Source organism: Streptomyces boluensis, assembly GCF_009908195.1.
GTDB classification, from domain to species: domain Bacteria; phylum Actinomycetota; class Actinomycetes; order Streptomycetales; family Streptomycetaceae; genus Streptomyces; species Streptomyces boluensis.
The window spans coordinates 45,794-57,343 of record NZ_JAAAHS010000005.1 but is presented as its reverse complement, the minus strand read 5'-3'; the positions used below and the strand labels follow the sequence as shown (position 1 = coordinate 57,343).

Sequence of the window (11,550 nt, the reverse complement as noted above, 5' to 3'; positions counted from 1 at the left end):
GGCTGGGGCTGGGGCTGGGTAGGTCAGGTCGCGCTCGCGTACGCGCAAGGCGTCGCCGCTCAACGCACCCGCAGCCGGCGCAGCAGGGCGAGTTGGCCGTTGGTGCGGCGGACGAAGTTCGCCACGGCGCTCTCCCCGGTCTTCGGTCCGAGGGGCAGGAGCCGTTGGGCCGCGACCGTCTGGCTCTCGGTGTACTTGCGGATCCCCTCCGGCCCGTGCCGCCTGCCGAGTCCGCTGTCGCCCATGCCGCCCATACCGGCCTCGATGCTCCCGGCCGCTGCGGCGGCACCGTCGTTGATGTTGACCGCCCCAGCGCGGATACGGGCCGCCATCCGGTCCGCCGCGCGGGTGTCCTTCGACCAGATCGACGCCGAGAGGCCGTAGTTGCCACGGTTGGCGGCGTCCACCGCTTCGCTGTCCGTGGCATAGGCGTAGAGCGAGACGACCGGCCCGAACGTCTCCTCGCCGCATACGGCCATCTCGTCCGTGACGCCTTCGAGGACCGTGGGTTCGTAGAAAAGCGGGCCGATGTCGGGACGGGCCCGGCCGCCCGCGAGTACCGTCGCCCCCTTCGCCACCGCACCGTCGACGTGTTCCTGGACCGCCGCGAGTCGCGCCGCCGACGTGAGTGACCCGATGTCGGCCGCGTAGTCGTAGGACCGGCCGAGCCGCAACTCCCTTGTGGCCCGGACCAGTTCGTCGCGGAACGCGTCATAGACCTTCTCGTGCACGTGGACGCGTTCGATGTGGATGCACATCTGCCCGGTGTTGGCGAAGGCCGCGGCGACCGTGCCGGCGGCCGCGGCGGCGAGGTCGGCGTCCTCCCGTACGATCAGCGGGTTCTTGCCGCCGAGTTCGAGCGAGGCCCCGACCAGGCGGCGGGCGGCGCGCTCCGCGACGGTGCGTCCGGTGGCGGTCGACCCGGTGAAGCAGACGAAGTCGACGGAGTCGACGAGTGCGGTGCCCACCACGTCCCCGGGGCCGGTCACGATCCGCCATACCTCGTCCGGCAGCCCGGCCTCCGCCATCAGCGTCCGTGTCCACAGCAGGGTCAGCGGGGTCTGCGGATCCGCCTTGGAGACGACGGCGTTCCCCGCGAGCAGGGCCGGGAGGACATCACCGGCGCCGAGGTAGAGCGGGTAGTTCCACGGGGAGATGACGCCGACCACGCCCTTCGGCACCCGCACCTCCTTGACCTTCGTCAGGCCGGGCAGCATGCCGCGCACCTGCCGGGGCGCCAGGTAGTGGCGGGCGCGGCGCGCGTAGTGCCGGGCGATGGTGGCGACCTGGGCCACCTCCTGCCAGGCGTGATAGCGCGCCTTGCCGGTCTCCCACTGGATCAGGTCGAGCACCTGGTCCTGCCGCTCCAACAGCAGGTCGTGGAAGGCGAGTACGACCTCGGCGCGGCGCCGCAGCGGCATGCGCGCCCACGCGGGACGGGCCGCTCGGGCTCCGTCGACCGCGCGCGTCACGTCCTGCGTGGCGCACCCCGGTACGGCCGCGATCGGCGCCAGGTCGAACGGCGCGGCAGCGGTCAGCGGCGCAACCTCGTCGGGACCGCCGCCCGTCGCGTCGCGGGCCACCCACCCGCACCACCGCGCTATCAACTCGTCCGTCACCCAGGCGGGTCGGGCGCCGTCCGGCGTCGCGGCATCGGCCTGTACGGCTGTCCCATCGTCGGCCGGCGCGGGTGTCCGGTCCTGCTCCGTGGTCATTCGGGCTCCTCGGTCGTACGGGATTGAGTCGATCCGGAACGCCGTGGCGATGCCCTCACCGATGCTTCACCCATCCCCTTGCCGATGGCCTTGTCGACGGCAGCGCGCCTCGCTATGTTAATCGAAAATCACATCCTGGAACAAGCAGTCAGATGTGCCGGGCACCTCCAACACCGAGCCGTACAAGGCCTGTTGAGCCGCACGTCCCACCAGGAAGGCAGTTGAGTCAATGAGCAATCCCAGTCGCAGGAAAGTCCTGTCGCTCGGGGCCGCGCTCGGCCTCGTGGGCGCGGCAGGCCCGACCACCGCATGGGCGTGGTCGCCGACGGGTTCGGTCGCCGGAGCGGGCGCGGGCACCGACCCGGAGTATGTGTGGGACGACGAGGTGGACCGGCTCATGGTCTCCTTCATCGAGAACGGCCAGGTCCCGGCGGTCAACACCGCGATGGAGTCCTGGGTGAACAACAACGACCCGCTGCCCGCCGGCCTCCCGGGCGACCTCACCGCATGGCTGCGGAAGGTCAACTCGCTGCCCTCCTGGGCGGATCCGGCGAAGCTGGCACGCGCCGCCGACTTCAACCGGCGCAAGGACACCTACCTCTTCATGCTCTACGGCCTCGGCAGCGGCATCATGAGCACCGTGATCCCGAGGGAGGCCAGAAGCGTCTACTGGTCCGCGGGCGGCGCCGACATGAAGGACCGAGCGGCGAAGACGTTCACGTTCGGCTATGACCTGGCCCAGCTGGACGGCTTCGAGCCGACGGGCCAGTTCGTGGTCACCGCCAACAAGACGCGTCTGGTGCACGCCGCGGTGCGTCACCTGCTGCCGCAGTCGCCGCACTGGTCGGGGGTCTCGGACCAGGACATCCCGATCAGCAACGCCGACATCCTGGTCACGTTCCACAGCCTGGGCACGTACGTACGCAGGAAGCTGCTCGACTGGAAGGTCCCGTTCCCGGCCGAGGACCAGGAGGCCTTCCTGCACAGTTGGCAGGTCGCCCTGCATCTGCTCGGCGTGCGGGACGAGTACATTCCCAAGTCGTGGGCCGCCGCGGAAGCGCAGTCGGATCAGGTGCTCACGCCGATCATCGCGCCGACGACCGAGGGCGTCCAACTGGCCGAGGATCTCCTCGGGTTGCCATCACAGGTCGACCTGGGGGTGACGCGCGGGTTCCTCAACGAGTTCGTACGGTACGTGCTCAGCGACGAGATCGGCGACTGGCTGGGCCTGAAGCGGGATCCCGCGTCGGCGGCCCTGATCCGCACCGGGTGGCCCGCGTTCATCCTGTTCCGCGAGGGGCTCATACCGGTCGCGCCCGGCGCGTTCTACGTGTTCGACCAGTTCGTGCGCGCCCTGGCCATGGCGTTCCTGAGCAACGGCGGTTCGGGGACGAGTACGCCCATCGTGATCCCGACGGGGAACAGGCCGAGCTCCTGAGCCACCGGGCCGGCGCTCCGGGGCGGACCAGCGCTCCGGGGCTGCCTGGCGTTCCGGAGCAGCTCAGAGCCCGAGCGCGGCCACGACCAACTCGCGTACGGCGGCCCGGTGTTCGGGGCTGTCGCGCCAGCGCAGGCGTCGCCCGGCCTCGACCACCACACCGAACCCGGCGTGCACCAGGACGCGGGCCTGGCGTGGGTCGAGCTCGGGACGGGCGAGCCTCAACTGCTGTTCCCAGACGGCGATGTGCTCACGCTGCGCCCGCACCAGGGGGCGCTGCAGCTCGGCCGGGAGTCCGACGAACTCGGCCTCGGCCACGCTCGTGAGGGCGGTGTGCTCGAAGCTGTACGCCACGTACGTCGCCGCGAGCGCCACCACCGCGTCCCGTGGATCGGCCACGTCCCGCAGGCTCTGGTCCACCGCCTGCGCGAGCAGCCCGGCGGCCTGGAGGCAGGCCGCCGCCAGGATGTCGACCTTGCCGGGGTAGTGCCGGTAGAGCGCGGACGGGGCGAGCCCCACGGCCTGCGCGATCTGGCCGTTGGTGACCTGGGCGAAGCCGTCCCGGGCGAACAGCGGGACGGCGGCGGCGAGGATCTCGGCCCGCCGCGAGCGCGCCACCGGCAGCACCGGCAGCTCGACGGCAGGCCCGCTCCCCCCGGCCGGTACGGGGTCGGCGGCGGAGACCCGCAGGGCGCACGCCAACAGCTGTTCTTCCAGGCGGTGTTGAGCGATGGAGGTGCGATGCATCGTGATGGACCCGACCGCTCCGAGAGCGGCCACGATCTGCAACTGGCCGCCGGGAGCGAAGGGTTGCTCACCTGGGAGCCCCAACTCATCGCCACAGAAAGACACTTCACTCCGCATCGCCTCGGTGACCCGTCCGACGACGCGGCCGAACTTGGCCCGGAGCAGCCGGCGGTCCTCGCGGTCGAGGTACCTGGCCTCCCACCGGTACACGCCACCCGACACACGGTGCGCGACGGTGACCCGGATGAGGGCGGTGAACACCTCGGCCGGGGCGGCATCGGGCGGCAGCTCGTCGAGCGCCGCGACGAGCCGGTCCACCATGGCGTGCGCGCACTCCGCGAACAGCGCGTACTTGTTGGGGAAGTGCCGGTACAGGGCCGCGGCGGAGATGCCCACACCGGCGGCGATCTCCTCCATGGACGCCGCGTGGTAACCGCGCTCGCTGAAGAGGCGGCCGGCCGCCTCGACGATGAGCTGCCTGCGGTTGCGGGGGCGGGTGGCGGAGATCGACTCGGCGGTCATGAACGCGCACACACGGGCGGGGACGGGGCCATACGGCCAAGTCAATCACACGCCGGACCGGGCGCCCGAGCCGTGCCCCATGTGATTCGCCGTTAACAAATCACGTCAGCACGCTTCTCCACCAACGGTGTTGACCGGCACAATGCCGCAGACCGCGAACTCCCTGACGAACTCTCTGACGAACTTGCTGACGAACTCTTCCACGGACCCGAGGAGCGCCCCATGTCGACGGACACTGCTCCCGCCTGGACCTTCCGGCACCACTGGATGTCCCAGGCGGCCACCCACGCGATGACGCGCCCCGACAAGCCCGCGCTTCGCCACCTCGGGGAGACCACGACCTGGGCGCAGTTGTCGCGGCGGTCGCTGTGCCTTGCCGCCGCGCTCGCGGACCGGGGTGTCGGCGCCGGTGACCGCGTGGCCCTGCTGACGCTGAACCATCCGTGGTTCGTGGAGAGCGTGTTCGCGGCGAACAGCGTCGGCGCGATGGCCGTGCCGCTCAGCTTCCGGCTCGCGCCCCTTGAGCTCGACCACATCCTCACCGACTGCACCCCTTCGGCGATCGTCGTGGACGCTCAACTCCTGCCGCTGCTGCGGTCCGTGCCGAGCGTCGCCTCGATCGGCACGCTCGTCGTCATCGGCGGCGATCCGGGCCCGGCGGAGCTCGCGTACGAGGATCTTCTGTCGGCGTACGCCCCTATGGAACTGCCCGACATCAGCGAGGAGTCGACCGCGCTGATCATGTACACCTCGGGCACCACCGGGCAACCGAAGGGGGTGATGCTGTCGCACCGCAACATGCAGGTGCAGGCGATCACCTGTATCCGCGCGATGGAGATGTTCGACGACTCCGACATCGGCTTCCTGACCGCGCCCTTCTTCCACATCGCGGGCCTGGGTTCGATCGTGGCGAACTTCGTGGTCGGCGGCACGGTCGTGATCCATCCGCTCGGCGCGTTCGACCCGAAGGCCGTGCTCGACGCGTATGAACGCGAGGGCGCCACCGTCGTGTTCAACGTTCCGCAGCAGTGGGATCTGCTCTGCGCGCAGCCCGGCATCGACAAGCGTGACCTGAAGTTGCGGATCATCAGCTGGGGGGCCGCCCCGGCGAGCGACGCGACGCTGCGCGCCATGGGCGAGGCGTTCCCGGGTGCACTCAACGTGGCGGTGTTCGGCCAGACGGAGACGTCACCGATCACGTGCGTGCTCCGCGGCGAGGACTCGCTGCGCAAGCTCGGCTCGGTCGGGCGGCCGATCCCGAGCATCCAACACCGCATCGTCGACCCGGACATGAACGATGTCGCCGTGGGCGAGGTCGGCGAGATCGTGTACCGCGGGCCCACGCTGACGCAGGGCTACTGGCAGAAGCCGCAGGAAACGGCGGAGGCCTTCGAGGGCGGCTGGTTCCACTCCGGCGACCTGGTCAGGCGGGACGAGGAGGGCTTCGTGTGGGTGGTCGACCGCAAGAAGGACATGATCATCAGCGGCGGCGAGAACATCTACTGCGCCGAGCTGGAGAACGCCGTCGCCGCACACCCCGACGTACGCGAGGTCGCGGTCATCGGCAGGCCCGACGAACGCTGGGGCCAGGTACCGGTCGCGTACGTCACGCTCGCACCCGGAGCGGAACTGTCGCTGCGCGACCTCTCGGCCTTCCTCGAGGGGCGGCTCGCTTCCTTCAAGTACCCCAAGGACCTGATCCCGCTCTCTGAACTCCCCCGCAACGCGGGCGGCAAGGTGCGCAAGCCCGCGCTTCGGGAGGGGGACGCGGAACGCTTCTCGCGCTAGGGGGCCGACGCGTGACCCCTCTGCTCCACGCGCACCTCACCGCCTACCCGGATGCAATCACCGAGTTCAAGGCGCTCACCGTCGCCGGACCCACGGTCTATAACCAGCACAACACGGGTGACGGCGTCTTCATCGGCGGGGACAACCACGGCGGCCTGACGATCAACCAGGGCGGACCTGCTGCATGACCGAGCGACCTCCCGAGGACGAGAAGAAGGTCGTCAACAGTGTGCCGGGTTCTTCCGTGTGGCGATCCAAGGCGAGCCCCTCGGCGAGGGGAAGCCTGTTGGCTGGCTGGAACGGGGCGCGGAAGGGCTGTTGGTTGCTGTCATTCTCTTTGCCGCCTTGGCAGTGTTCCTCGCTCGGGCCGCGCAGGGCCTCGAGCTGTGGGCTGGGCGCTGCGCCGACCTCGCGGTAGATACTCGTGTCCGAGTCTTCGCGTATCCACCGGCCACCGCGCGGGACAACGCCGCGTTTAATGCCATGCGGGCGCAGGCGGCGACGCGGAGAAGCTGAGGCACCTCGCACAGAGTCGGGGCGCCAGGCCACGTACGGGGTACCGCACCGGCTGTCCGTGGATGGACCTGCCCGAGGAGTTCGGCTCCTGGAAAGGCGTCCACAACCGGCTACGCAAGTGGGCTGCCGACGGCACGTGAGAGAAGGTCTTCACCGCTCTGCTGGCCCAGGCGGACTCCGAGGGCGACCTCGACTGGGTCGTCGCAGTGGACTCCACCATCGTCCGCGCCCACCAGCACGCCGCAAGCGCCGCGGTCGCCCAGGGGGAAGACCGCCGGCCTTCGACCGCGACGCCTACAAGCAACGCAACACCGTCGAGCGCTGCATCAACCGCCTCAAACAGTGGCGCGGCCTGGCCACCCGTTACGACAAGACCGCAACCGTCTACCTCGCCGCACTCCACATCGCAGACATCCTCATCTGGTCAGCGAGGTGATCCAGAAGAAACGCCCCAGCCGCTCCGGCCGCTCACGCCGGCGGGTCCTTCCGCCAGGTCCACTGCGCGTCGGGCGGCTCCTCACCCAGTACGCGGAGCGAGTCGGTGGAGATCTGGGCAAGTCGGTCGACCTCGTCGAGGCCGAACCACATCTCGTGATTCTCCGAGCGCCCGCTGCGCGGCGGGTGGGCGTCCGGGTCGGACCAGCCGAGCGACAGCAACCGCTGCTTCTGTGCTTCGGTCATCTTCCGGTAGGCCAACGAGACGCATTCGGCGCCGAACCCGTCGTCCCACCTCATGAACTGCACGTAACGCCCGGTCTCCTGTCGGGGTTTGGGGCGCCGCTGCCACCAGCGCCGGCCCGGGGCGTCGGGCACCAGCGCCGGCTCCGGGTCGGGCTCGGAGACCACCAGGGTGTCCCTCTCGCCCATACCGGCCACTTCCGCCCGCAGCCGGTCACGGAACTCGCTCCACGCCTCGTCCATCGGGCCAACGTACCGGCACCGATCGGGGAGACACCCGACTAGGGCCTTTCGCTGGATCAGCGCTGGGCCACGCCGCCTGGCACGCTCCCCCAGCCTCCGGCCGGGGGGACCCCCACTCGCATCACGCCCGCATCACCCAAGCACGTCCAGTACGAGGGCGATCCGGGTGCACGCCGAGACCACGCACCAGACGACGCGGCCTACTCCACGCTGATCCCCTGTTCCTCTCCCCCGACCCGCCGCTCAGGCCCGCACACACTCCTCGATGACAGCGGCGACCTGCTGCGCGGCGGGTGCCTGGTGGGTGGCGCGGCGGCCCAGGACGAGGCCGACCGTCTCCTTCTCGGCCAGCGGTACGTACGTGACACCGTCGAGGCGCAGGCTCTGCACCGACTCGGGTACGAGTGCCACGCCGTGCCCTGCGGCCACGAGGACGACGAGGGTGGCGGTCTCCCCCACCTCGACGAGGGACGGCGGCTCGAAGCCCGCCCGGCGGCAGGCGGACAGGACGCGGTCGTGCATGGCGGAGCGGGTCCCGGCGGGGTGGACGACGAAGGGTTCGTCCGACAGGGCGGCCAGGGAGATCTGCCGGCGGGACGCCAGCGGGTGGCTGGTCGGCAGCACGGCGACCAGCGTCTCGGTGCGCAGTGGCGTGATGCTCACCGTGTCGGGTGCGCTGCCGGAGCGGAGGACGGTCAGGTCGTACGTACCGTCGAGCAGGCCGTCCACGAGCTGCGGCGTGAGCAGCTCGCCGCGCAACTCCAGGGTGATCTCGGGAAGTTGGGCCCGTACCGTGCGGGCGACGCGGGGCAGTACGTCGTACGTGGCCGTGCCGATGAAGCCGACGGAGACGCGGCCCGCGCGGCCGGTGGCGAGTTCCGTCATGTGCACGCGGGCCCGCTCGGCCTCGGCGAGCAGGGTGCGCGCGTACCCGGTCAGCTCACGGCCCGCTTCGGTGAGCTCCACGTGCCGCGTGGACCGGTGGAAGAGGGGTGTCCCCAGCTCGCGTTCCAGTTGCTTGATCTGCTGGGACAGGGCGGGCTGGGCCACGTGGAGGCGGGCCGCGGCACGCCCGAAATGGCACTCTTCCGCGAGCGCGAGGAAGTAGCGGACCTGACGGAGTTCCATGAGCGCATTCTACGGTTCTATAACGCACTCTTATCAATCATGCGGAACTAGGTCTTGGACGTGATGAAGGGGCTGGCTCTAGCGTGAGGAGCATGACCGACAGCTACGTGTACGCAGCGGCGAGGACGCCCTTCGGCCGGTTCTCCGGTGCTCTCGCCGGTATCCGGCCCGACGACCTGGCGGCGCTCGCCGTGACCGGTGTCCTGGCCAAGGCGCCCGCGCTTGATCCGGGCGAGATCGGCGACGTCGTGTGGGGCAACGCGAACGGCGCGGGCGAGGACAACCGCAACGTCGGCCGGATGGCCGTACTCCTGGCCGGGCTGCCCACCTCGGTGCCCGCCACGACCGTGAACCGCCTGTGCGGGTCGTCCCTGGACGCGGCGATGATCGCTTCCCGCACCATCGAGACCGGCGACGCGGACATCGTGCTGACCGGTGGCGTGGAGTCGATGAGCCGCGCCCCGTGGGTGCTGCCCAAGCCCGAACGCGCCTATCCCGCAGGGGACTTGAACGCCGTCTCCACCACGCTGGGCTGGCGGCTCGTGAACGAGCGGATGCCGAAGGAGTGGACCGTCTCCCTGGGCGAGGCCAACGAGCAGCTCGCCGAGCGCTTCACCGTCCCTCGGGAACGGCAGGACGAGTTCGCCGCCCGCTCCCACCAGCTCGCAGACGCCGCCTGGACGGCCGGGTTCTACGACGACCAGGTCGTGCCCGTCACGGTCGACCGCAAGGGCGGCACGCTCGCCCGCGACGAGGGCATCAGGCCCGGCTCCACGGCCGACAAGCTCGCCGCGCTCAAGCCCTCGTTCCGCCCCGACGGGACGATCACCGCGGGCAACGCCTCGCCGCTGAGCGACGGCGCCTCGGCCGTGCTGCTCGGCTCGGAGGCCGCCGCCACGCGTATCGGCACGGACCCGCTGGCCCGTGTCGCGGGGCGCGGCGTGTTCGCCGTCGATCCGCAACTGTTCGGCTTCGCGCCGGTGGAGGCGGCGAACCGGGCCCTGAAGAGTGCGGGCATCACCTGGTCCGACGTGTCGGCGGTCGAGCTCAACGAAGCCTTCGCGGTGCAGTCACTGGCCTGTGTGGACGCCTGGAAGGTCGACCCGTCGATCGTCAACACCAAGGGCGGCGCCATCGCCCTCGGCCACCCGCTCGGCGCCTCCGGCGGCAGGCTCCTGAGCACCCTGGCCCACCGGCTGAAGGAGTCCGGCGAGCGCTGGGGCGTCGCGGCGATCTGCATCGGCGTGGGCCAGGCGCTCGCCGTGGTCCTGGAGAACGTCTCGGAGAACGTCTCGGGGACCGGAACGGAGACGAGCCGATGAGCGTGCAGCTGTGTGCCCACGCCGAAGAGGCGGTCGCCGGCATCCAGGACGGCTCGACCGTACTCGTGGGCGGCTTCGGCATGGCCGGGATGCCGGTCGAGCTGATCGACGCCCTGATCCGGCAGGGCGCCACGGACCTGACCGTCGTCTCCAACAACGCCGGCAACGGCGACACCGGCCTCGCCGCGCTCCTCGCCAAGGGCCGCGTCCGCAAGGTCCTCTGCTCCTTCCCCCGGCAGGCCGACTCGTACGTCTTCGACGAGCTGTACCGGGCCGGAAAGATCGAGCTCGAAGTCGTACCGCAGGGCAACCTCGCCGAGCGGATGCGGGCGGCCGGGGCCGGGATCGGCGCGTTCTTCTGCCCCACCGGGGCCGGGACGCTGCTCGCCGAGGGCAAGGAGACCCGTGTCATCGACGGCCGTACGTACGTGTTGGAGTACCCGATCAAGGGCGATGTCGCGCTGATCGGCGCCCACCGGGCCGACCGTATGGGCAACCTCGTCTACCGGAAGACGGCCCGTAACTTCGGCCCCGTCATGGCCACCGCGGCGACCACCGTTATCGCGCAGGTGGGCGAGATCGTGGAGACCGGCGCCCTCGATCCCGAGGCCGTGGTGACACCGGGCATCTATGTCGACCGAGTGGTGCAGGAGGCGGACCGCGCATGAACCCGACCAGTCAAGTGGCGGCCGCTCAGGGCCCGTTGAGCAAGCACGACATCGCCGCTCTCATCGCCCGTGACATCCCGCAGGGCGCGTACGTGAACCTGGGCATCGGACAGCCGACCCTCGTCGCCGACCACCTGCCCGCCGACTCCGGCGTGGTCCTGCACACCGAGAACGGCATGCTCAACATGGGCCCCGCCGCCAAGGAGGGTCAGGTCGACCCGGACCTGACCAACGCGGGCAAGGTGCCGGTCACCGAGCTGCCAGGAGCGGCGTACTTCCACCACGCCGACTCCTTCGCCATGATGCGCGGCGGCCACCTGGACATCTGCGTGCTGGGCGCCTTCCAGGTCTCCACGGCGGGCGACCTCGCCAACTGGCACACCGGCGCACCCGACGCCATACCCGCCGTCGGCGGGGCGATGGATCTGGCGATCGGGGCGAAGAAGGTCTTCGTGATGATGACCCTGTTCACCAAGGACGGAAAGCCCAAGCTGGTGCCCGAGTGCGGCTACCCGCTCACCGGCCTCGGCTGCGTCGACCGCGTCTACACGGACCTCGCCGTCTTCGACATCACGGCGCAGGGCGTCACGGTCCGGGAGACCTTCGGGCCCACCGTCGACGAACTCGCGACCCGCCTGGACCTGCCACTGCTGCCCACCCCGGGCTGACCCTGCGCTTCGGGCCGGGCCGGGACGACCGCTCTCCACCGCGGGCGTCCCGGCCCGGCGGTGGAAACAATGAGTTCCATGACCGCGAGCAGCACCCCCACCGCCGCCGTGGAGGCG

Annotated in this window: 11 protein-coding genes and 1 pseudogene; 8 read left to right on the top strand and 4 right to left on the bottom strand. The window is 70.4% G+C overall.

All coding sequences use genetic code 11. From position 1 onward, the window contains the following. Positions 1–59 precede the first annotated feature (59 nt). Positions 60–1,715 (bottom strand): succinic semialdehyde dehydrogenase, encoded by a 1,656-nt coding sequence (locus GUY60_RS01705; protein ID WP_161693026.1) that lies wholly within the window; start codon positions 1,713–1,715, stop codon positions 60–62. 229 nt (positions 1,716–1,944) lie between these two features. On the opposite strand from GUY60_RS01705, the gene GUY60_RS01700 reads away from it, so the two are divergent. Further along, the gene (locus tag GUY60_RS01700) at positions 1,945–3,153 is read left to right on the top strand and encodes an oxygenase MpaB family protein (RefSeq protein ID WP_161693025.1); all 1,209 of its coding nucleotides are present in this window, start codon (positions 1,945–1,947) and stop codon (positions 3,151–3,153) included. Between the two features lie 63 nt (positions 3,154–3,216). Here the strand turns inward: GUY60_RS01700 and GUY60_RS01695 are convergent, their stop codons facing one another. After that, complete coding sequence (locus tag GUY60_RS01695) at positions 3,217–4,422, bottom strand: TetR/AcrR family transcriptional regulator (protein WP_187369906.1); 1,206 nt, start codon at positions 4,420–4,422, stop codon at positions 3,217–3,219. Between the two features lie 222 nt (positions 4,423–4,644). On the opposite strand from GUY60_RS01695, the gene GUY60_RS01690 reads away from it, so the two are divergent. The 4 genes and pseudogenes from GUY60_RS01690 to GUY60_RS38695 all read left to right on the top strand — a co-directional run. Continuing rightward, complete coding sequence (locus GUY60_RS01690) at positions 4,645–6,210, top strand: long-chain-fatty-acid--CoA ligase (RefSeq protein ID WP_161693023.1); 1,566 nt, start codon at positions 4,645–4,647, stop codon at positions 6,208–6,210. A gap of 11 nt (positions 6,211–6,221) precedes the next feature. Next, positions 6,222–6,398, top strand: a complete 177-nt coding sequence (locus tag GUY60_RS01685) for a hypothetical protein (RefSeq protein ID WP_161693022.1) — start codon at positions 6,222–6,224, stop codon at positions 6,396–6,398. A 390-nt stretch (positions 6,399–6,788) separates the two neighbouring features. Further along, entirely contained in the window at positions 6,789–6,866 is a 78-nt protein-coding gene (locus GUY60_RS38445) for a transposase (RefSeq protein ID WP_223178642.1), read from the top strand. Between the two features lie 98 nt (positions 6,867–6,964). Next, positions 6,965–7,162: pseudogene (locus GUY60_RS38695) on the top strand (IS5/IS1182 family transposase); the annotation flags it as partial. 32 nt (positions 7,163–7,194) lie between these two features. Here the strand turns inward: GUY60_RS38695 and GUY60_RS01675 are convergent. After that, complete coding sequence (locus GUY60_RS01675) at positions 7,195–7,647, bottom strand: TY-Chap domain-containing protein (RefSeq protein ID WP_161693021.1); 453 nt, start codon at positions 7,645–7,647, stop codon at positions 7,195–7,197. 243 nt (positions 7,648–7,890) lie between these two features. Next, positions 7,891–8,775, bottom strand: coding sequence for a LysR substrate-binding domain-containing protein (locus tag GUY60_RS01670; RefSeq protein ID WP_161693020.1), 885 nt, complete (start codon positions 8,773–8,775; stop codon positions 7,891–7,893). Between the two features lie 92 nt (positions 8,776–8,867). Between GUY60_RS01670 and GUY60_RS01665 the strand changes: the two genes are divergently transcribed. Genes GUY60_RS01665 through GUY60_RS01655 form a run of 3 tightly spaced genes read left to right on the top strand, consistent with a single transcriptional unit; the run spans position 8,868 to position 11,433 of the window. Next, on the top strand, positions 8,868–10,097 hold the full coding sequence (locus GUY60_RS01665) for a thiolase family protein (protein WP_161693019.1): 1,230 nt from the start codon (positions 8,868–8,870) through the stop codon (positions 10,095–10,097). Further along, positions 10,094–10,765 carry a 3-oxoacid CoA-transferase subunit A gene (locus GUY60_RS01660; protein ID WP_161693018.1) on the top strand — a complete coding sequence of 224 codons (672 nt, stop codon included), beginning with the start codon at positions 10,094–10,096 and terminating at the stop codon, positions 10,763–10,765. Before GUY60_RS01665 ends, GUY60_RS01660 begins: the two co-directional genes overlap by 4 nt. Next, positions 10,762–11,433, top strand: a complete 672-nt coding sequence (locus GUY60_RS01655; RefSeq protein WP_161693017.1) for a 3-oxoacid CoA-transferase subunit B — start codon at positions 10,762–10,764, stop codon at positions 11,431–11,433. Before GUY60_RS01660 ends, GUY60_RS01655 begins: the two co-directional genes overlap by 4 nt. Positions 11,434–11,550: the final 117 nt, after the last annotated feature.